The organism is Mangrovimonas sp. TPBH4, from assembly GCF_001280505.1.
GTDB lineage: Bacteria > Bacteroidota > Bacteroidia > Flavobacteriales > Flavobacteriaceae > Mangrovimonas_A.
This window is the reverse complement of the sequence record NZ_LBIO01000040.1, coordinates 359,094-381,269: the sequence shown is the minus strand read 5'-3', so window position 1 is coordinate 381,269 and position 22,176 is coordinate 359,094. Positions and strand designations below refer to the sequence as shown.

The window sequence follows — 22,176 nt, the reverse complement described above, 5'->3', positions numbered from 1 at the left end:
TTAGAATTTAAAGTTATACGTTACCGAAGGAATAATTCCGAAAATAGACAATCGAGTGGCTTCATTGAGTCCAGACACCTTACTTTGGCCAAACGAAATAGAGGCCGCATTTCGCCTATTATAGACGTTATAGATACCAAATACCCATTCGCCCTTTAAACGTCTCTCAGGATGTTTATTTGGTTTGTAAACGGCCGATATATCCAAACGATGATATTGCGGCAATCGATCCCTATTTCTATTGGAATAGCTCGCTATAGAAAGACCTTCGTATTCATACTGTCCATTTGGATACGTTACGGGACGCCCCGTTTGAAACACAAAGTTGGAACTGAAACTCCATTTATCATTCAGTTGATAAGCACCAGTGACAGATACATCATGTGTTCTATCATAAGGTGTATTATACCAATTACCACCATTAATTCCAGGGCCTCCGGCCTTTCCACCTAGCGTACGTTGTTCCGATTTTGAAAGTGTATAAGCTAGCCAACCGGTGAATTTACCCTTGGTTTTTCTCAATAACACCTCCATACCATAGGCTCGAGCTTCACCATTTAGGATTTCGGTTTCAATGTTGTTGTTCCCAATCAAATCTGAACCATCGATATAATCGATTCGGTTTTTAATGGTTTTATAGTATGTTTCCAACTCCAAAGCATACCCTTTCTCTGAAAAATTTCTGTAATATCCCACAGCATATTGTGTGGAACGCTGTGGCTTAATGTATTGACCACTTGGCGTCCAAACATCCAATGGTGTCACAGAAGCAGTGTTTGATAACAGATGTAAATATTGGGTAGATTTGGTAAAACTGGCTTTTAAGGAAGAAGCACTGTTAAGCTCATAAGAAAGCCCCAGCCTAGGTTCCAACCCATTATAATCCTTAATAGTCTCACCTTTACTGTAATAGATGTCATCCAAGGCTTCTCCCCTTTCGTAAATTTCCAATTCATCATTGTAAATCACAGGTTGATCATTCACATAGGTAGTCATGACCTGCCCCCCAAGACGCATGAATTGGCTAAATCGCAATCCATATTGAGCCGTTAGTTTTTTACTAATTTGATGTTCCGCACTTATGTAGGCCGCCCCTTCAAAAGCACGTTTGTCGTCCAATTTTAAATAGTTGATTGGAGACTCGCTGGATGTTGGACTAACCTCTCCGGGATTTAATAAATAAGAAATTCCACTAACCCCAAAATCCAAATCCAGCTTATCATTCAAGTAATACTTTAAATCATATTTTAGGTTATAATTGGCAATATCTGCAATCCAATCCAACTCAATAAAATCCAAAACAATTTGATAATCATATTTACTATAAATCATAGATAAATTAGAAAACAAACGATCTGTAAATACGTGATTCCAACGCAGGTTTCCAGAAACATTACCATAGCCATTTTCAATGATTTTATTCAAGTTAAACACATCCCTCCCAAAATATCCAGAGAGATAAATCTTGTTATTACTATTAATCTCATAATTAGCCTTCAGGTTGAGATCATAAAAGGAAATCTTATCATCCTTAAAGTCCTCGACAGCCTTAAGAAACAGATGCGCATAAGAGGTTCTACCTGCAATCAAGAAAGACCCTTTATCCTTAAAAATTGGAGATTCAGCAGTTAATCTACTAGAAATCAATCCAATACCTCCGGTTAAATTGAAATTTTTACGGTTTCCTTCCTTTTGGCGCACATCTAAAACTGAGGATACACGGCCACCAAATTTCGCAGGAATATCTCCCTTGTAAAGTTTAATGTCTTTAATAGCATCACTATTAAACACAGAGAAAAAACCGAAAAAATGCGAGGTATTATAGATAATTGCTTCATCCAAAAGCACCAGATTTTGGTCTGCCGCACCACCACGCACATTAAACCCTGAAGAACCTTCGCCATTATTGGTAACCCCAGGCAGCATTTGAATGGATTTTACAACATCTACCTCACCTAAAACAGCCGGCATTTGCTTAATGGTGGCCGCATTAAGTTTAGCGACGCTCATTTCAGGCTTTTTAATATTGATTTGTTCCGATTCTTCGGCCGTAATTACAATCTCATCTAGAGCAGTTGCAGATTCGCTCAATTCAAAATTGATAGTTTGATCCTTATCCAAACTAATTTGTTTGGTTTGGGTTTCGTAGCCCATATAGGAAATGATTAAAGTGTAATTTCCTTTAATAGCCGTTAAGGAATAAAAGCCATATTCGTTGGTAACAGATCCATTATCCGTTCCCTGTAAAAAGGCTGTAGCACCCATTAAGGTTTCCCCATTAGAGGCATCAGTTATAGTTCCCCGAATCGTGAATTTATCTTGGGCAAAACCGGAAAAACTTAAAAGAAAGTAAGCAATATATAGGAAATGCTTCATGCAGTAATGATTTAGTTATATTGATTGATGAAAATAATTTGGAAAGGTTAAACAGTAGTCAAACAAAAAGCCAGTTACTTTAACTGGCCTATATGATATGTAAAAACTATTCTTTTCCTTTGTAAGCTTCATTGAGAGCTTCTGTAATGGTTTCGGTAAGATCGTTATCCTCTTTTCCATATAGAACACTAGCAGCAACCTCGCTAGTACCTAGTATATAAGTATAATCGTTCTTTTTGCCGTATTCCTTTACAAACTCTTTAACTTCAACAATTACAGAATCAATTTCCGTTTGAAACTCCTGAGTCATTTGCTCCTGTTCCATTTTAATTTGTTGGATCAATTGCTGTTCTTTCATCCCCAATTCCTGTGACAATTTTTGAACATCATTATCAGACATTCCTCTTGCCTTGTCTTGAGCCGATTTATATTCCAATTGATATTTAGCAATCAAACTATCCCTCAACTTTTGAAATTCTAAGTCCTTTAACTTAAATTTTTCTTCGACATCAATTTTAGCTTGATAATCATTAATTACTTTCCCATTATCCACGAAAGCAATTTTTTGTTGGTTTTGACATGACAGCAATCCGAGTCCCAAACCAAAAAGCAACGCAATTTTCTTCATTTTATGTATCCAATTAAATTTTTCGTAAAAGTATCAACTTAGGAGATTACTTTATAAAACAACCTTCTATAAAATAATCTTATAATAATTACAATCTACTATTAAAAATCCCTATCAAAAACAACGCGTTTTAAAGCGATTTAAGCCGCTTTCAAAAAAAGGCAAGGTAATCCAACAATACCTCCCCTAGAAACCAATTTAAAAGTCTTATTTAAAGTTTTACTTATTCTTCAGCACATAAATTAGAGAAGAATACTCTCCAGAGCGCTTCGCTTTGAGATTAGACTGAATTCCCACCCAAAACGCTTTTAAAAAATTCATCTTGCCATTTTTATATTTTTCAGAAAGCAGACTCACATAAAACGCATCAAATGGCATTGGCAAAATATTTCCCACAACCATATCCTGTTCCATAAACAATTCCGAAATAGCTGTTTTAGAAAAATGCCACAAATGCCTCGGCACATCAAAAGCCGCCCAATACGATTTGTAATAATTGGCATCGTAACTCTTAAAATTGGGAACAGCAATAATCAAAGTACCATTTGGACGCAACAATCGTTTTAATTGTTCGATTTCCTTTTTTAAATCTGGCAGATGTTCCAAAACATGCCACAAGGTAATTACATCAAAACTTTGATCCTTTAACGTCGGGAATTTCGAAACATCAAACACATTGTTCTTTGTTTTTTTATTAGCGATGCTCCTAGCCTCTTCATTAGGTTCTATTCCGAAAACATTCCAGTTAGCATCTTGAGCCACTTTTAAAAAATCTCCAGTTCCGCAACCTATATCCAAAAGTGATTTGGATTCGCTACTTACAGCATTAATTAGTTTTAATTTTCTTTGAAGCGAAATATTCCGAACAACATGATATACCTTTTCAAACACATTTCGTTTTGCATCGGTGTGTGAAATATAATCTTCGCTTTTGTAATATTCAGGAAGACGTTCTAAAGAAGGTTTCGGAGTTGTCTCCAATAAATCCAATTCTGGATGACGGACCAAAACAAATTCTTCACCCGACACAGAATGATCCTTAACCTTTAAAAAATTATCTGTTTTTGCCATAAAAAAATATTCCTGCAAAAGCAGGAATGTTATGTTCCACGTGAAACACTTTTAATTTATATTTTAAATTATCGACCCATGTACACCAAAAGTACAGACACGTCACTTGGAGAAACCCCACTTATTCGTGACGCCTGAGAAATAGTAATAGGCCTAATTTTATTTAATTTCTCACGAGCCTCAAAGCTCATATTTGTGATTTTAGAATAATCAAAATTCTCAGGAATTTTTATATTCTCCAACCTATTCAACTTATCAGCATTATTCCTTTCCTTCTCGATATACCCAGAATACTTCACTTGTATTTCGGCTTGCTCAATAACCTCAGGATCCAAACCATGGTCTTGAACATACGCTTCAACAACATCCAATTTACGCATGTCATCAATCGTGATGTTTGGCCTAGAAAACACCTTAAACATTTTATCAGATTGTTTAACCAAAGCCGAATCTTTGCTTTCCAAAATAGGATTAATATCTTCTGGTTTTACACTGGTCTCTTTAAAGAACGATACAAAATCTTCAGCTGAAGAATGCTTTTCCTCCATGCGCTTTAAACGCTTTTCAGAAGCCAATCCCAACTCAAAAGATTTAGGCGTTAATCTTAAATCTGCATTATCCTGACGTAATAAAGTACGATATTCAGCCCTTGAAGTAAACATTCGATAAGGCTCTTCCGTACCCTTTGTAATTAAATCATCAATCAAAACACCTATATAAGCCTCACTACGATTCAATATAAAAGCTTCCCTTTCTTGTACTTTAAGCGCCGCATTAATACCAGCCATCAAACCCTGAGAAGCCGCTTCCTCATAACCAGTAGTACCGTTAATCTGTCCTGCGAAATACAAACCGTCAATCACCTTTGTTTCCAAGGTATGCTTTAATTGTGTAGGCGGGAAATAATCATACTCAATAGCATATCCCGGTCTAAAAAATTTCACATTCTCAAACCCAGCAACAGAACGCAATGCCTTAAATTGAACCTCCTCTGGAAGAGAAGTTGAAAATCCATTCACATACACTTCAACTGTATTCCAACCCTCAGGCTCCACGAACAATTGATGCCTATCCTTATCAGCAAAACGATTGATCTTATCCTCAATAGAAGGACAATATCTTGGTCCAGTACTTTTAATTCTCCCATTAAACATAGGAGAACGATCAAAGCCTTCCCGCAAAAAATCATGCACTTCAGTACTTGTATAAGACATATGACAATCCCGTTGTTTCGTCAACGGTTTTGTAATATCAGAATAAGAGAATTTCTCAGGGTTTTCATCCCCTGGTTGCACAATCATTTTAGAATAATCTAAAGAACGACCATCAACCCTAGGAGGAGTTCCCGTCTTCATTCTTCCGGCATCAAATCCTAAATCAACCAACTGCTCGGTAATTCCTTTAGCTGCTCTTTCGCCTGCTCTACCACCACCAAAATTCTTATCTCCAATATGAATCAAACCGTTTAAAAAAGTACCGTTGGTAAGCACTACAGTCTTCGCCTTGATATCAATTCCCAAAGATGTTTTCACTCCAACCACACGCTCTCCTTCTACCAACAAACCAGAAACCATATCCTGGTAAAAGTCCAAATTAGGCGTTTGTTCTAACATCAAACGCCAATCCTCAGCAAACTTCATACGGTCACTCTGGACTCTTGGGCTCCACATAGCAGGCCCCTTGGACTTGTTCAACATTTTAAATTGGATAGCGGATGTATCACTCACAATACCACTATAACCTCCAAGCGCATCAATCTCTCGTACAATCTGCCCCTTTGCAATTCCACCCATAGCAGGGTTACAGGACATCTGGGCAATGTTCTGAAGATTCATTGTCACCAGTAAAGTTGAACTCCCCATATTAGCCGCAGCGGCCGCTGCTTCACTACCAGCATGCCCACCACCAACTACAATTACATCATATGTTTCTTGAAATAAACTCATCATTGTTCCACGTGAAACACTCTTACTTGTTTCCTTTATTGATTAAAAAATAAGTTTGCAAATATACACTGATTTGGTGAGTATTAAACAAACTTAGATATATAGTAATTTTCCTTACCTCTCATTTGCAAAGCGTCCTCATCTGTCTTATCTTTGTAGCCACAATAATGTAGGATTCCGTGAATCATCACTCGCTTCAATTCTTCCTTGAATTCTACATCAAAATCCTTAGCATTGTCCTCGACCCTTTCAATAGAGATATAAATATCTCCATGTAGCTCTTTTCCTACTGAGTAATCGAAACTTATGATATCCGTCAAGGTGTCGTGATCCAAAAATTCCACATTAATTTTATGTAGATATTCATCATCACAAAATATATAATTAAGCTCTCCTTCTCTGCAGCTTTCTTCATTAATAGTCTCAGAAATCCATTTGGAATAATCGGCTTCATTGGAAAGCTCGAACTCCGTTTCGTAATTAAAACTAATCATCTGTTCTCTTGAAATACTCTTGTACTTTTACTTTATAAATTTGCTGCAAAGGTAAAGCTTGTCTATTTAAAATTTCAGTAGTGTTAAAATATTCTCTGGCAGTTGGAATTTGGTCTGGAACCGTATTATCATAATCCTTTAAATTAGTTTCGGATTGACGTTTATTATCCTCTCCCTGCATGAAGGTAGCATTCTCCATTTTCAATAATTGATGCTCCAATTCCATCATTTTTTGAAGCGTCTGATTGGTAAAACCTTTATTCAATAAATCCAATTCCACCTCTTCCATATCCTTTAACAACTTTTGCGCTTGCCCATTCAGTCCTTCCTTAGTCAACTTTTCTTCCAAAGCATTACGCAATTCCTGTTGTCTTTGATAGATCCCAAAAAGCTCACCGTTCATTTCTTCATTGTTCTGATCGGATTCTCCATCCTTTTCGCCCTCCTGCCCTTGTTGTGGTTGTTGTCCCTTTTGCTCACCTTGTTGCTGTCCATCTTTGGGTTTGCCTTGTTGCTTTTCCATCTGTTCTTGCATCTCCTTATTCAACTCCCCTTGACTTTTGATAATGTCCGGCAATTGCATTTCACTACCCTGCCCTTGCCCTGGAGAAGAATTCATTTGTGCTTCCATATTATCCAACACATCGCTCAAAAAACTAGCCAAAGCGTTGGTAGCGGTTATGGTGTATTGCTGTGCGGCGATTCCTTGATACAACTGATTTTCGGAAAGCTGTTCTAAGGATTTATCAATGTTATAAAACACTTCCGTGATTTGACTGTTCACCTGTTCAGACAACATAGGTTGTCTTAACGACAATGAAAACAGGCTATCATCAATATGTTCAAAATGTTCCCTTAAACTGCTTTGCTTGCGTAAATATTTGCCATACTCGTTATGGTTCACTTCAATGCTTTTGAATGTATTCAACAAAGCTTCCTGATCAAAAGAAAAGACCACTAAATTATCCAAAATCTGTCTTAGCATCTCAGCATCTTCAGCCATTTGCTGACCACCGCCGCCCATCATGGCTTGGGACATTTCAGAGCTCATTTGTTTCATCTTTTGCGCAGCCGACTTTTGTTTTTTCTTTGCATTTTGTTGACTTTGCTGTGCACCTTGTTGATCATTTTGCTGTTCTTGTTGTTCCTGCTTTTCCAAATCCTCCGACGCCCCTTGTTGCTCTTCCTTGATTTCTTCCTCGGTCATATCATCCTTTGGCAAATCCATTGGTTTCTTTAACCCTTCATTTTCCTTCTGAAGTTCATCCATTTCTTTCTGAAACTCCTCAAAAGCTTTATTCAATTCGTCTTGGGCTTCCTTGTTATTTTCTTCAGAATTCTTGTTGGATAAATCTTCTTGATTTTCACTTAATTGCTCCAAATCTTGTTGCAATTGTTCCGCTTTCTTGGCGACATAATAGCGTTTGGTAAGTTCCAGCAACTGCTCCAAGCTTCGTTGTTTGTTTTTATTTTGTTTGGCCAATTGTTCCAACTTATCGGTCAATTCTTCCTTTTGAATTTTCTCCTGGAGCTTTTCCAATTCTTCCAACAACTTCTCGTCTTGCTTCAATTGCTGTTCTTGTTCTTCCAAGCGTTCCTTTAAAGCTTCCTTGAATTCATCCTTTTCATTACTTTCCTTTTGAAATTCCTCTAGATTCTCCTGAAGCTTTTTATTGAAATTTTGCATCATTTCCTCCTGCGCCTTTTGACGTTTCAAGAATTGTTGCAACTTCTGTTTGTCGTTAAAATTTAATTGATCTTTTTCCTTTTGTGTTTTGGAAAATTCTTCAAGCTGCTGGTCCTGTTCTCTTAATTTATCGAAGGAATTATTTAGGTCCTTAATCGTTTCATTTTGTTCATTCAATTGTTTGGACTCTTCCTCTTCTGCCGTAAGCTTCCGATAGGAAAACACTTGACTCTTTACCTGCTTGTAATTATGCAAACGATCATTATCAAACACCTGAAAAAACAATTCGTAAGCTTTCCCCGGTTCTACATTCAATTGATTTGGAAAGGCACTTACAAATTCGTCAAAATTGGAATTGTTTACAGGAATCGAAACGTACTCCTTGGCGGATTCATTCTCCACAGGATAATAGACCAATTGCAATTTGCTTAGTCCATAATCGTCACTCACCTGTCCGTAGAAATATAAACTCTGTTGGTCCAAACTATCCTTTTCCGATTGCACTCTAATTTCTGGATAATCGTCCTTGATCACTTTCAAGGTAAAAGCCAAACTTTCGTAATCCTTTAAAGCTTGATTACTTGTACTGATTTGATAATCGCTATTATTGAAGATCTGCTTACTGCCTTCAAAATTATTCTCGTCAAGTTTTTCAAAACGCAAGGTATCCTCTGCATACAAGGTCACCCCTTCAGTAGACCTGGTATTTACTTTCCAAGTCACTTTAGTTCCCTCAGGAACGGTAGCACTTCCGGTGCTTTTTAAAACCTCATTTCCCTTTTTGGTATGCCCTGGATAATCCAGAAGCATTTCAAAATTCACTAGAGCAGGAACCTTAGTCACTTCCAAAGTATAATCTCTTGAAACCACATCATTCGCCATCATCCTAAAATCCAAGGATTCCATTGGCTGCTCAAACACATATTCAAAATGTCCTGGCGAGGTTTGCTGTAAAAAATAAGTTTCATTGTTAAATTGAATTTGGGCATTTTCCGGAATGACCTTTCCCGCTGTTGACACCTTCAACACATAATTCTTGTTTTCAACAGCCGTTAAATTGTCATTCAACACAAAAAATTTAAACGGAGCTGGCGGTTCATAGGCAGTCTTGTAATTAACTACCCTCTCATAGCTGTCGCTAAACAGATTGAAATGTCCTGTGAGGAAGGATAAGCCAATTATGAGCAACGGAATGGCTGCGTATTTTAAATATTTGAAATTCTTTTTGAAGTTAATAGCCAATTTGAAAGGTACGGGTTGCAATTCGGCAGACTTTTGTTCTATTCCAGCCAATAATAAATCAGATTCCCTAGTTTGTGCTGCGGAAGTTTGTTGCAACTGTAACACATTCAACAATTTATCACTTACTTCAGGAAAGTGTTTTCCAATGATTTGGGAAGCTTGTTCGTAATCAATCCCTTTTTGAAGCTTGAACAACTTTGCCAATGGCAACCAGATGAATTTTATAAACAGTCCAAATTCAACAGCTATAAACACCCAAAACAAAATAGTTCTGGCCGTGGGATTTAGCCACAATACATACTCGATGAACAATGTGAGTAAAAAATATAAAAGGCCAATAGCGAAAAAAAGAATGGCTCCTTTGAGCAATTCGTTGAAGTAATATCGCCTGATAAATTCCTCTAATTTAAGTTGTATGCTGTTAAAATGACTCACGTGGAATGGGATTGACTTACTAATCTACAATTTTATTTTTAGCTGTAATTAGACGAAAGTAATAACATTCTGTTAAAGTCGATGATTTCAACTTAAAATCCGTTCTATCAAAATCACAACAAGTCTTTTCATCAAACTACTTTTATCTTACACGATATCAATCTATCTTTGCAACAAATTTACAAAACATGACCAAAGAAGTTCGCGTACGATTTGCCCCTAGCCCCACGGGGCCTTTACATATTGGAGGGGTTCGCACCGCCCTATTCAACTATTTATTTGCAAAAAAACACAATGGAACCTTTGTATTGAGAATTGAGGACACCGACCAAAACCGCTATGTGGAAGGTGCCGAACAATACATAGTAGATGCCCTTAACTGGTGTAACATTCCCTTTGATGAAGGTCCAGGTAAAAATGAAAAGTTTGGTCCTTATCGTCAAAGTGAACGCAAACATTTATACAAAGCTTATGCCGAAGAACTGATTGCCTCCGGAAATGCCTACTACGCATTTGATACGGCAGAATCTTTGGATTTCCATAGAAAAGAGCACGAAGAAAAAGGAAAGACCTTTATCTACAATTGGCACAACCGTTTAAAATTAAGTAACTCACTTTCACTTTCAGAAGAGGAAGTACAGGCTAAATTGGAAGCTGGTGATCCTTATGTGATTCGTTTTAAATCGCCACAAGATGAAACTTTGCACCTTACAGATATTGTGCGTGGCAATATGACCATTGATACCAATATTTTAGACGATAAAATTTTGTTCAAAAGCGACGGGATGCCAACCTATCACTTGGCAAACATTGTGGATGATCATTTAATGGAAATCACCCATGTCATTCGTGGTGAAGAATGGTTACCTTCCTTGGCACTTCATGTGTTATTGTATAAAGCCTTTGGTTGGGACGCACCGGAATTTGCTCACTTGCCATTGATTTTAAAACCTACCGGAAAAGGGAAATTGAGCAAGCGCGATGGCGATAAATTAGGATTCCCTGTATTTCCATTGCAATGGCTAGATCCAGCGTCACAGGAAATCTCTAGAGGTTATAAAGAAGATGGTTACTTCCCAGAAGCAATGATCAATTTTTTGGCGTTCTTGGGATGGAATCCAGGTACCGAACAGGAAATTTTCAGTCTTGAAGAATTGACCAATGCGTTCGAACTAAGTCGTGTGAATAAAGCGGGCGCCCGTTTTGATCCGGACAAAATTAAATGGTTCAACCATCATTACATGCAAGACCAACATAACGATGATTTGGCAGCAACATTTAAAGCAAGCAGAGAAGAATTGGCTGATATTGACGTCAACTATATTTCTTTGGTAATAGGTTTGATTAAAGAACGCGCCACCTTTGTTGGTGACTTTTGGCAGTTGGGAAGCTATTTCTTTGTATCTCCAGAGAGCTATGACCAAAAAGCCTATAAAAAAGCCATTAAAGACGATACTAAGGCCTTAATGGTAGAATTGTTGACCCAGGTAAGCAGTGTGGAAGATTTTACGGCAGAAAGGCTTCAAAATACCATTAAAGGATGGATCACGTCCAAAGAAATTGGTTTTGGCAAAGTAATGATGCCATTGCGTATTGCCCTTGTTGGAGAATTACAGGGACCTGATGTTTTTGAAATCATGTACCTAATTGGCAAAAACGAATCAGTTTCCAGAATTGAAAAGTTGATAGCAACTTTATAAAAGAATATCACAAAACAAAAAAGCGAGCTATAAAGCTCGCTTTTCGTGTTTAAGAAGTATATGTTTAAAACAGAATCATCGCTGTAAACACAAACATAGATTGATGTCCTTTAAATTTGGAATCCCCTCCCAAAGTATCAATATCGTTATTATTGTTGAGTTTGTTTAACATGTTGGTAAACCCGTAAATATATTGCCCACGTAATTTAAAACCTGGAAAACCAGCAGACAATCCCACAGCACCATTCACATTGAATTTGGAAATATCGGTGATATCACTGGCCAAAACATTATTGTATCCTTTAATAAAATAGTTTTCCTGTGAATCGTCCTCTAATTCCAGCTCACTGTTGTATTGAATCATAGGTCCAAAATCTGCCGTGATATAATCCTCCACAATTTTCGCATGGAACAAAAAGGACACCTGTGCCGTAAACATTTTATATTCAATTTCTTCCTCTTGAAATACCAATGGTAAAGCCCCTCCAATAACATTCACTTTGTTTTCGGATAAATGAACGTTATAACTTACCGTATACCATTTGTGTGGCAAATCAACTGTAGCGCTCAAACCTCCAATCCAACCCGTTGAAGAACTTGTTTCGAAATTATCAGTAAGAATATCAAACTGGGTAATCCCTCCATGGATGCCTATCCCATTTTTTATTTTATAACGTTTGTGCTGCGCCAGAGAGGTTGTAACAAAACCAATACAAAAGACTACTAATAAGATAAAGTTGTTGTGCTTCATAATATAATTATCAGGGTATCAACAATCCAACTCATTTTAATAAAAAATAGCACTTAGATTGCCGTAATTATTGTCGAAATATAATTCTTACGGGCAAAATAAGCTTAATTTAGTAATCATTAAATAATTAACCTTAAAAAATTTATCATGGGACAATTTATCCTAGTTCCGATTCTCTTTTTTGGAGTCGTAATTTTAATCTCAGCTCTCTTTATCGTTAAACAACAAACCGCCGTTATCATTGAGCGTTTTGGTAAGTTTCAAAGCATCAGGCACTCTGGACTTCAGCTAAAAATTCCATTGGTGGATAGAGTTGCAGGGCGCTTAAGCTTAAAGATCCAACAATTGGATGTAATCGTGGAAACCAAAACTTTGGATGATGTATTTGTGCGCTTAAAAGTGTCTGTTCAATACAAAGTAATTCGCGATAAAGTGTATGATGCCTTTTATAAATTGGATTATCCCCATGAGCAAATCACTTCTTACGTATTCGACGTGGTACGTGCCGAAGTTCCAAAAATGAAATTGGACGACGTCTTTGTAAAAAAGGATGATATAGCCCTAGCTGTAAAAGCAGAATTGAATGATGCCATGTTGGACTATGGTTTTGACATCATTAAAACCTTGGTAACCGATATTGATCCAGATGCTCAAGTAAAGGCTGCCATGAACCGTATTAATGCTGCAGAACGTGAAAAAACAGCAGCGCAGTACGAAGGGGATGCGCAACGTATCTTAATCGTGGAAAAAGCTAAAGCCGAAGCTGAAAGCAAGCGTTTACAAGGACAAGGTATTGCCGACCAGCGTCGTGAAATTGCCAGAGGTTTGGAAGAATCTGTAGAAGTTTTGAATCGTGTTGGTATCAATTCACAGGAAGCTTCTGCCTTGATCGTGGTAACCCAACACTACGATACCTTACAATCCTTAGGTGAAGAAACCAATAGTAACTTGATCCTGTTACCTAACGTGCCACAGGCAGGAAGTAATATGCTGAATGAAATGGTTGCCAGTTTTACGGCCAGTAACCAAATTGGTGAAGCTATGAAAGAAGCCAAAAACAAAAGCAAAGGAGAATAACTAATTTGCTAAACTTAATTTAAAGCCCCATAACAAACGTTTGGGGCTTTTTTATTGGTCTTTCTTATATTTCTCCAAAAGCGTCTCCAAACTGGCCAAATATTCCTTCAATTCGGTTTCATCTACCGATGGATGTTCCATGTTGGGAATGGTCATGGGATTTTCGTTCAAATATTTATAAACCTCAGGGTAATCGGTTTCAATCTCTCGGGTGATATCCGCAATTTTGGTCAGCAATTCATGTACATTCTTCATCGTTCCTATTTTTCCCTTAAGTTACGAAATTTAAGAGCTGAAGAAAAGATTTATTAACGAAAGGGATGGCGTTCCTCCCATTGTCTTGAAGGATTCATCAACTTAAAAATTTGTTGCAATAGTACATTTAAAAGTCCATTGGTATGTTTCATATACATACTCATAGGAATGGCTTTGGCGCCCACAGAACTTTTAATTTCCATGGCCGTCCTACAATAAGCAATGGTTTTAAAGGAATTTTCAATCCCGAATTGGGCCATGTCATACAACATATTCAAATACAACTGATTTTCATATTGATGCTCGCTATCGTATCCTAGAAAATAGGTTTCCAAAATCTCTTTGTTCAGTATCAGCGAATAAAAACCTACTAATGTATCTTCCAAAAAATAGCCGATCACCCGAAATTGTTCCTTCAAGTGTTTTTTTAAACTATATAAATGATTTTTAGGAAGGATAAAGGTGTTGATCTTGGCATTATCCGAAACATTCTTGTACAATGCATATAGTGTTTCCGAAAAGTTTTCAATCTCTTCAAGCGTCAACTCTTTAGTAATAATGCCATTGGATTTCTTTTTGGCTGTCCTATAACGTCTTCTGTATTTTTTATTTAAACTAGCCACATAATCATCCATACTTTGCCAATTGGCTCGAACATTCATCAACATATTAGGTTGGGCGGAAACCTTAGAAATATCATAACTTTCAAATAAAGACAGTTGCTTATGGATAGGATCGGTTTCAAAAAAATCTTTAAAAAGCCATAGCCTAATCTTTTTTCCCGATTGCTGCTTGATTCTATTTTGAAGTGTTGTAAGTGCCTTAAAAATGACCTCTATCTTTTCCCCTCCGTTTATAGCATCGTTGAAATAAATACCATGTTGGCCAGTATGCATCAAATTACCAACCACAAGCACATTTCCCTTTAAAACCTTTGACACCATATTTTTAAAACGTTGTTCCAAACAATGGTCGTCTGGATTCCTAAAAATGTCTTCCAAATACAACTGTACCCTTTGAAATATTACAACGCCTACCAACTCTTCTTCAATAAAAAAGCCAACATAATACCAGGTAATATTGCTTGGTGAAGCTTTTTCCAATGCTTTTAGGTACGCTTCCTGTAAAAAGATATCGTGACCCACCAATGGATCCCAACTTTTGGGCAATTCTGCTACCGAACTATAAATTTTAAAATCAATCAATGTTTAAAAAGAAAAAGACTGAACAATACTGTCAGTCTTTTTATTATGTGATTTGTTACAAACTATTCCCAAGCACAAATAATACCTCCCATAATCATCATACAGACAATCCAAAAGCCACTATTTATAAAAATGTATTTGGCACTTTTACGTTCAAATAGAGCATTGGTGCCAATGATTGGCAAAGCCATGGTAATCCCTGTTATAAATCCATGAAGCACCCCGTGTTTAAAAGTCCTAAAAGAACTTCCGTAATCGTTCATAAATGCCGCATAGGATGGCAGAGCGCCGTCTACATCACCTTCAATCAAGCTAAAAACTCCCGATTGATGTACAACCAATGCACGTAAGGTAGCTGCAATAAAAAATGCAAATAACAATGCCAGACCAAAAATCTTGGCCATGTTCGCGCCTTTCATTTTTTCCTCGGTCATATCTGCAGCTTTCATCCAAGCAGTACCAAATACTTTTGGATTGTACCAAATAGCACCAACCACCAAAGTGGAAGCCGCTGCAACAACAAGTGCCAAAATATTAAATTCCATACTTAATTTGATTTAGTTAGTATCATAAATATAATGAAATTGCAAATATTTATTACCAAATATGATAATATCACAATAAAAAAGCTTCAGATTATAAAATTTGAAGCTTTTTTAAAATATTATATGTTATGAGACTTAAATCATATTGGCTTCCATCACCAACAATTCATTTTTATCTTCTAGGGCCTTGTTGATAAATGCTTCGATAGCTTCATTTTTCTCAAGTCCTCCATCCAATAACACCCCTAAAGTTAACATGGCCGCGATACGCGTACCTACCTTTTTAACCGCGGTTTCAAACAAAGGTTCCAAATCTTCATAGCTTACTTCCTTAGCCAATTTTTGTATTTCAGCTTTGGTTTTCAATTGCTTCGCTTCTGGAAGATTGGTATATTTTTTTCCCAATTGCTTGATAACTTCAATAGCTGGACGCTTTGGCTGACTTTGCTGTGGCTGTTTAGCTTGCGCTTTTTGTTCTGGAGCGGGTTGCTGTTTCGCCCAAGTATCACGTAATCCCACAGTTTTATTGAATACTAAAGTATCTGCAGAAGTATCATCATCCACATTGAAATATCCCAAACGTTGGAATTGAAAACGATCCCCTATCTGAGCCTCTTTCAAACTAGGTTCTACATAAGCCTCGATGATTCGTAAAGAATCAGGATTCAAAAACTCCATAAAATCCACATCCTGATCACCATCTGGAGATTCGTTTTTAAACAAACGATCGTACTCACGAACTTCTACCTTCACAGCATGTTTTACAGATACCCAATGCAAGGTTCCTTTCACCTTTTTGGAGGTATCCTCAGAATATGTACAATGGATTTCAGTTATATTACCTTCGGCGTCTTTAACCACGCTTTCCGCTTTAACGATGTAGGCATTTTTCAAACGTACTTCCCCACCAAGTTTCAGCCTAAAATATTTACTATTGGCTTCTTCCTTGAAGTCGTCACGTTCTATATATAATTCTCTTGAAAACGGTACTTTTCTAAACCCTGCATTTGGATCTTCAGGGTTGTTTTCAGCTTCCAACCATTCTTCCTTATCCTCTGGATAATTATCTATTACCAATTTTACAGGATCTAAAACCGCCATGACACGGGGTGCTGTTTTGTTCAAATCTTCCCTTACGCAAAACTCCAACAAGGACACATCAATGACATTCTCACGTTTGGCAACTCCAACCTTTTCAATAAACTGTCTGATGGCAGCAGGCGTATAACCACGACGTCTCAAACCTGAAATGGTCGGCATCCTTGGATCATCCCATCCACTTACAACACCATCTTCAACCAATTTGAGCAATTTACGCTTGCTCATTACCGTATAACTCAAGTTCAAACGGGCAAACTCACGCTGTTTTGGTAACATAGGAAGCACTTCTGGCTGATACTTGTGTACATTATGCTTGAACCAATTGTAAAGCTCTCTATGAGGCTTAAATTCCAAAGAACATAAGGAGTGTGAAATCTGCTCCAAATAATCACTTTCCCCGTGTGTCCAGTCGTACATTGGGTAAATGCACCAAGCATCTCCGGTTCTATGATGTGCTTTCTTCAAAATACGGTACATGATAGGATCACGCATCAACATATTTGGATGCTGCATATCGATTTTGGCACGCAATACATGAGAACCTTCCTCGAATTCACCATTTTTCATACGATCAAACAAATCCAAGTTTTCTTCTACAGATCTGTTTCTATACGGACTATCGGTTCCAGGTTGTGTAGGCGTTCCTTTCTGTTCAGCCATAGCTTCGCTAGACTGTGAATCTACGTAAGCCTTTCCTTCTTTAATCAACGCTACTGCCCAGTCATACAACTGCTGGAAATAATCTGAAGAATACAATTCATTGGCCCATTGGTATCCCAACCAAGACACATCCTTTTTGATGGCGTCTACATATTCCTGTTCTTCCTTAACAGGGTTGGTATCGTCAAAACGAAGGTTAACAGGAGCATTGTACCTCTCTCCTAATCCAAAACTAATACCAATGGCTTTGGTATGCCCAATATGCAAATAGCCATTGGGTTCTGGAGGAAACCTAAAACGCAGTTTATCGGTCGACAAACCATTGGCCAAATCCTCTTCGATGATATGCTCAATAAAATTGAGTGATTTCTTATCTTCAGACATAAAGTATCAGAATTATTGCTCTAAATTTTTCTTTTAAATTTTTCCACAAAATTAGGCAAATTTAAAGAAACTATGTCATTAATGAACAGTAATCTAAAAGCCCTTAATCCGTAAGGTTTCTTCTTTATTTCCAACCAAATAACAAATACTATTTTATAGGAAAATGGAAGGGAATATTTTCAATCTATATTTACAATCCATGTTTTTATCGCTTACCTTTGCAATATGGGAATCATTAAAGTTGAAAACATCCGTGTATTTGCCCACCATGGTTGCTTAAAGGAAGAAACCAAAATAGGTAGCGATTATCGCGTAGATTTAAAAATTAAGGCCAATTTACAAACCTCGGCACAAACAGATCACTTGGTAGATACTGTAGATTATGTGCTGTTAAACAAAATTGTGAGGGAAGAAATGCACAAGGCTTCGCATTTATTGGAAACCGTTGCCAAACGCATTGTGGTTAGGATCCTTAATGAAAGCCCAATGGTCTCCAAAGCTACGGTTTGGGTGAGCAAATTAAACCCTCCTATTGGTGGCGATGTAGAAATGGTCACCATAAAAATGACAGAAAGACGAAAAAAATAAATGTAAGTAGTGTAAAACGTATATTTTTTTTACATTTGCCGCATCAAGCAGGGCGTCTTGGCCGAGTGGCTAGGCAAAGGTCTGCAAAACCTTGTACAGCGGTTCGAATCCGCTAGACGCCTCAAAAAAGCCTTAAGAAAATGATTCTTAAGGCTTTTTTATTTTAGGGCTATTGATTGATCTGTTCCAATTTATCTTTTATCAATTCCTTTTCCTTCGGAAAGAAGCCTTGAAGCAACAATAAAACCCCGAATCCTAAGATTACCAAAGCCACAATTTTCTTCGTTTTAAAGATCAAACGAGGAGTTAATTTATTCCGAAGTGTTTTGGCTACCGCAATTTTTACCAGATCTACAATAAAATATACCGCCAAGATAGTTCCCAAAAACACATACAGTCCTTCCCTTCCTTCGGTAAGCGAATTGCCAATAATGATAAAGCCCAACCATCCCAACAATACACCAATGTTGATAAAGTTGAGCAAGAAACCTTTTAAAAACAATTTCCCATAATTTTTCTGGATTTCAACACGATGGTATTCCCTTACAATTTCCCGAAAGGATTTAGAAGTTTTTATAAAGGCTATAAAACCATAAACAGCCAACAGTACCCCACCAAATACTAAAAAATTAGGATCGCCCTTTAGCTTGTCAATCAAATTATTGGTACTTAAAAAAGCCACTAGGATGAACAAAATATCCGCAAAAATGACACCCAAATCAAAAATAAGGGCACTCTTAAAACCTTTAGTAGCACTGGTTTCCAACAGTACAAAAAAAACAGGACCTATGGTAAAAGATAAAATAATACCGAAAGGTACAGCTGCCAAAATAGCATCGAGCATAAAAGATGTTTGTTTCTACAAAGTTAGAAAAAGGAAAACATAAGATTTTCCAAATTCACAAATGGAAGTACAAAAATACAATTCTGAAAAATATTTAGGACTTCACCAAAACTGCAGTTCCGGTAACGGAAACTACAATAATAGCCGAATTTGGAAAGGTTTCAATATCCAATCTTATGCCCACCACGGCATTAGCCTTTAATTTCAGGGCATTATCTCTTAAATGTTGAAAGGCCTCTTCTTTGACTTCATTCAAATTATCTTCCATGGATTGGTAATATTTTTCCATGTTAAAAGTAAAAGCAGCCTTTTGCATCCTGGTGGAAACTCCAGAAACTATTCCCAAATAATCCATAATTGGATGCCCTTCAATTTGATCGGTTGTAGTTAAAATCATAGTATCACAATAAACTGCCTCGCGCCAAGCCATCGAGGCATTTAAATTTTGATTATCAAATAAATTAATCCTCTGGTTTCCCCACTAAATTAAAATCTAAATGCTTTTTCACCAAATCCGTATCCTTAACGGTTACCATCACTTCATCTCCTAACTGGTACATGTGTTTGGTTTCGCGACCAATGATAGCAAATTGGGCTTCATCAAATTCGTAATAATCATCACGGATGTCGCGGATTCTCACCATGCCTTCACATTTATTAGAAATAATTTCCACATAAATACCCCAATCGGTGACTCCGGAAATTACCCCTAAAAACTTTTCATCCTTATGATCCTGCATGAACCTAATTTGCATATACTTGATGGAATCTCGCTCGGCTTTCGTCGCTAAATATTCCATATCACTGGAATGTTTGCACTTATCTTCGTAGATCTCTTCATTGGCCGATTTTTCACCGTCCAAATACATCTGCAACAAGCGATGCGCCATCACATCTGGATAACGACGAATAGGCGATGTAAAGTGACTGTAATACTCAAAAGCCAATCCATAATGCCCAATATTTTGTGTGGTATATTCGGCTTTGCTCATACTTCTAATCGTCAAGGTATCCACCAAATTCTGTTCTTTTTTGCCGTTTACCTCAGACAATAAATTGTTAAGCGAACTGGAAATACTTTTCCGATCCTTGAAATTCAGTTTATATCCAAATTTAGACACCACCCCTTGCAAGGCGGCTAATTTACTTTCATCCGGTTCGTCGTGAACACGGTATACAAAGGTCTTTGGCGGTTTCTGTTTCCCTACAAATTCTGCCACTTTTTTATTCGCCAGAAGCATGAATTCCTCAATCAATTTATTGGCATCCTTACTGGTTTTAAAGAAAACCCCAACAGGATTATTGTCTTTATCCAAATTGAATTTCACTTCTACTTTATCAAAGGAAATGGCGCCTGAGCGCATACGCTTGCTACGCATTTTTTTGGCCAAGGCATCCATTTTCAAAATAGCATCGGCAATGTTTTGATCAGCTTTATAAGCTTTTCCTGTTAAGGACACTTCTTCAGGAATATCGTTGGTTTCAGATTCAATAATAGCCTGAGCCTCTTCATAGGCAAATCGGGCATCACTGTAGGTCACGGTTCTACCAAACCATTGGTCTTTTACCTCAGCCTTGTCATTTATTTGAAACACAGCCGAAAAGGTATATTTCTCTTCATGAGGTCGCAACGAACAAGCATTATTGGATAAAATTTCGGGAAGCATAGGCACCACACGATCTACCAAATACACCGAAGTTGCACGTTCATAAGCCTCATCATCCAATACGGTATTTGGACGCACGTAATGCGACACATCCGCAATATGGATTCCGATCTCATATAAGCCGTTTTCAAGCACTTTAAAGGACAATGCGTCATCGAAGTCCTTGGCATCCTTAGGATCGATTGTAAAGGTCAATATGTCACGCATATCGCGTCTTTTGGCTATTTCCTCTTTGGTTATAGAAGTATCCAAATTGTTGGCGTAAGCTTCTACTTCATAAGGAAATTCATAAGGCAAACCGTACTCTGCTAATATTGAGTGGATTTCGGTGTTATGCTCTCCTGGTTTTCCTAAAACCTTCAAAATTTTACCATAGGGAGAATCGGCTTTCTCCGGCCAATCTTCCAAAGATACCAACACTTTATCTCCATCCTCAGCATCGTTGGTTTTATTGATTGGTACAAAAATATCCTTGTACATTTTACTACTATCAGGAATTACAAAGGCATAATTGCTGTGCAATTGTACCACGCCAACATACTCGGTCTTAGCACGTTTTAAAATTTGGGTCACTTCTCCTTCCTGACGACCTCTGCTCCGACGTTTATAGACGTAAAACTCCACTTCATCACCATCCAGAGCCTTATTCATATTGTTTGAGGCAATAAAAACATCCTCCTCAAAGTGATCGGAAATAATATACCCGGATCCCTTGGCACTCATATCCACAATTCCCGTATAGTATTCGGTAGTAACAATGGCCTTGAATTTGCCACGTTCTACTTCTTCTATTTCCTGTTTTGCTTTAAGCTGCTGAAGTTTCTTAATGATCTGGTTCCTGCTGCTAGCATCGTTCACTCCCAGTTTAGCAGCTATCTGCTTGTAGTTGAAAGCTTTGTTACGTTCCTTTTTTAAAATACTTAAGATTGTATTTGTAAGGTTGGAAATTTGGTTGTTCGATTTCCTTCTTTTTTTCTTTCTAGCCATTCTCTTTTTTCTAATAGTAACAAATCTAAGGTTTAATATACTAAATCATATTTCTTTTACGCTAAGATTTTAAAGGAATCCCTAAACAGATTTCAAATACTCCTTTTCAAACAGATTTTATAAATCTTATCGTTATTCACAAATAGTATTATAATTACTTTTCTTTTTTGAAATTTTTAAAAAATGATTGTTGTTTATGATAGGGTGTTAATAACTGGAATAACTTTTTTGATTTTTTTTTTGAAAACTCACAGTTTACGGTCTATTAAAATGTTATTAACAGTTATTATTTACTTAAATACTTCATTTTGAATGAAATTTAAGTAGTTATTAAAACCTGTTTAAAAGGAATGTTAATAGTTTTGATTTAACAACTTTTGGAAATTTTGGTGTTTATAATGAAAAATTCAATGCTGAAAACTCTCCCAAAAAAAGTGAAGTTATCTTTTGGTTTTTTCAATGCCATTTCTCTATTGAAAATATATTTGAATTTTAGAAAATAATCTTTTAGAATTTAATTAACAGTTATTAAC

At 37.0% G+C, this 22,176-nt stretch carries 17 protein-coding genes and 1 tRNA gene; 4 read left to right on the top strand and 14 right to left on the bottom strand.

Annotated elements, in window-relative coordinates:
• From ZA05_RS05635 to ZA05_RS05610, 6 genes are all read right to left on the bottom strand, one after another.
• Window positions 1-2,376 (bottom strand): TonB-dependent receptor, encoded by a 2,376-nt coding sequence (locus tag ZA05_RS05635; protein ID WP_053990694.1) that lies wholly within the window; start codon window positions 2,374-2,376, stop codon window positions 1-3.
• A 106-nt stretch (window positions 2,377-2,482) separates the two neighbouring features.
• Window positions 2,483-3,004 carry an OmpH family outer membrane protein gene (locus ZA05_RS05630; RefSeq protein ID WP_053990693.1) on the bottom strand — a complete coding sequence of 174 codons (522 nt, stop codon included), beginning with the start codon at window positions 3,002-3,004 and terminating at the stop codon, window positions 2,483-2,485.
• A 219-nt stretch (window positions 3,005-3,223) separates the two neighbouring features.
• The gene (locus tag ZA05_RS05625; RefSeq protein WP_053990692.1) at window positions 3,224-4,075 is read right to left on the bottom strand and encodes a bifunctional 2-polyprenyl-6-hydroxyphenol methylase/3-demethylubiquinol 3-O-methyltransferase UbiG; all 852 of its coding nucleotides are present in this window, start codon (window positions 4,073-4,075) and stop codon (window positions 3,224-3,226) included.
• Between the two features lie 68 nt (window positions 4,076-4,143).
• The gene (mnmG, locus tag ZA05_RS05620) at window positions 4,144-6,024 is read right to left on the bottom strand and encodes a tRNA uridine-5-carboxymethylaminomethyl(34) synthesis enzyme MnmG (protein WP_304437596.1); all 1,881 of its coding nucleotides are present in this window, start codon (window positions 6,022-6,024) and stop codon (window positions 4,144-4,146) included.
• Window positions 6,025-6,104: 80 nt separating this feature from the next.
• Complete coding sequence (gene ybeY, locus ZA05_RS05615; protein ID WP_053990690.1) at window positions 6,105-6,515, bottom strand: rRNA maturation RNase YbeY; 411 nt, start codon at window positions 6,513-6,515, stop codon at window positions 6,105-6,107.
• Complete coding sequence (locus tag ZA05_RS05610) at window positions 6,508-9,879, bottom strand: DUF4175 family protein (RefSeq protein WP_053990689.1); 3,372 nt, start codon at window positions 9,877-9,879, stop codon at window positions 6,508-6,510. Before ZA05_RS05610 ends, ybeY begins: the two co-directional genes overlap by 8 nt.
• Window positions 9,880-10,067: 188 nt before the next feature.
• Between ZA05_RS05610 and gltX the strand changes: the two genes are divergently transcribed.
• Window positions 10,068-11,579 carry a glutamate--tRNA ligase gene (gene gltX / locus ZA05_RS05605; protein ID WP_053990688.1) on the top strand — a complete coding sequence of 504 codons (1,512 nt, stop codon included), beginning with the start codon at window positions 10,068-10,070 and terminating at the stop codon, window positions 11,577-11,579.
• A gap of 64 nt (window positions 11,580-11,643) precedes the next feature.
• Here the strand turns inward: gltX and ZA05_RS05600 are convergent, their stop codons facing one another.
• Window positions 11,644-12,330 carry a hypothetical protein gene (locus tag ZA05_RS05600; protein WP_053990687.1) on the bottom strand — a complete coding sequence of 229 codons (687 nt, stop codon included), beginning with the start codon at window positions 12,328-12,330 and terminating at the stop codon, window positions 11,644-11,646.
• A 147-nt stretch (window positions 12,331-12,477) separates the two neighbouring features.
• Here ZA05_RS05600 and ZA05_RS05595 point away from each other — a divergent pair, with 147 nt between their 5' ends.
• The gene (locus ZA05_RS05595; RefSeq protein WP_053990686.1) at window positions 12,478-13,407 is read left to right on the top strand and encodes an SPFH domain-containing protein; all 930 of its coding nucleotides are present in this window, start codon (window positions 12,478-12,480) and stop codon (window positions 13,405-13,407) included.
• Between the two features lie 51 nt (window positions 13,408-13,458).
• Here ZA05_RS05595 and ZA05_RS05590 read toward each other — a convergent pair whose 3' ends face one another.
• The 4 genes from ZA05_RS05590 to ZA05_RS05575 form a co-directional block, all read right to left on the bottom strand.
• Window positions 13,459-13,662: a hypothetical protein gene (locus ZA05_RS05590; protein ID WP_053990685.1), complete on the bottom strand. Its 204-nt coding sequence runs from the start codon at window positions 13,660-13,662 to the stop codon at window positions 13,459-13,461.
• 53 nt (window positions 13,663-13,715) lie between these two features.
• Window positions 13,716-14,867, bottom strand: a complete 1,152-nt coding sequence (locus ZA05_RS05585; RefSeq protein WP_053990684.1) for a GNAT family N-acetyltransferase — start codon at window positions 14,865-14,867, stop codon at window positions 13,716-13,718.
• Window positions 14,868-14,929: 62 nt separating this feature from the next.
• Window positions 14,930-15,412 (bottom strand): DUF1761 domain-containing protein, encoded by a 483-nt coding sequence (locus tag ZA05_RS05580; RefSeq protein WP_053990683.1) that lies wholly within the window; start codon window positions 15,410-15,412, stop codon window positions 14,930-14,932.
• Between the two features lie 135 nt (window positions 15,413-15,547).
• Window positions 15,548-17,557 (bottom strand): glutamine--tRNA ligase/YqeY domain fusion protein, encoded by a 2,010-nt coding sequence (locus ZA05_RS05575; protein ID WP_053990682.1) that lies wholly within the window; start codon window positions 17,555-17,557, stop codon window positions 15,548-15,550.
• A 225-nt stretch (window positions 17,558-17,782) separates the two neighbouring features.
• Here ZA05_RS05575 and folB point away from each other — a divergent pair, with 225 nt between their 5' ends.
• Both folB and ZA05_RS05565 read left to right on the top strand, forming a co-directional pair.
• Window positions 17,783-18,145: a dihydroneopterin aldolase gene (gene folB, locus ZA05_RS05570; RefSeq protein ID WP_053990681.1), complete on the top strand. Its 363-nt coding sequence runs from the start codon at window positions 17,783-17,785 to the stop codon at window positions 18,143-18,145.
• A gap of 51 nt (window positions 18,146-18,196) precedes the next feature.
• Window positions 18,197-18,267 (top strand) — tRNA-Cys (locus ZA05_RS05565).
• A 47-nt stretch (window positions 18,268-18,314) separates the two neighbouring features.
• Here the strand turns inward: ZA05_RS05565 and ZA05_RS05560 are convergent.
• The 3 genes from ZA05_RS05560 to rnr all read right to left on the bottom strand — a co-directional run bounded on the left by ZA05_RS05560 (window position 18,315) and on the right by rnr (window position 21,643).
• On the bottom strand, window positions 18,315-18,989 hold the full coding sequence (locus ZA05_RS05560; protein ID WP_053990680.1) for a LysE family translocator: 675 nt from the start codon (window positions 18,987-18,989) through the stop codon (window positions 18,315-18,317).
• A gap of 94 nt (window positions 18,990-19,083) precedes the next feature.
• Window positions 19,084-19,386 (bottom strand): heavy metal-binding domain-containing protein, encoded by a 303-nt coding sequence (locus tag ZA05_RS05555; RefSeq protein WP_053990738.1) that lies wholly within the window; start codon window positions 19,384-19,386, stop codon window positions 19,084-19,086.
• Between the two features lie 64 nt (window positions 19,387-19,450).
• A complete protein-coding gene (rnr, locus tag ZA05_RS05550; RefSeq protein ID WP_053990679.1) occupies window positions 19,451-21,643 on the bottom strand; it encodes a ribonuclease R in 2,193 nt (730 codons plus the stop codon).
• Window positions 21,644-22,176: the final 533 nt, after the last annotated feature.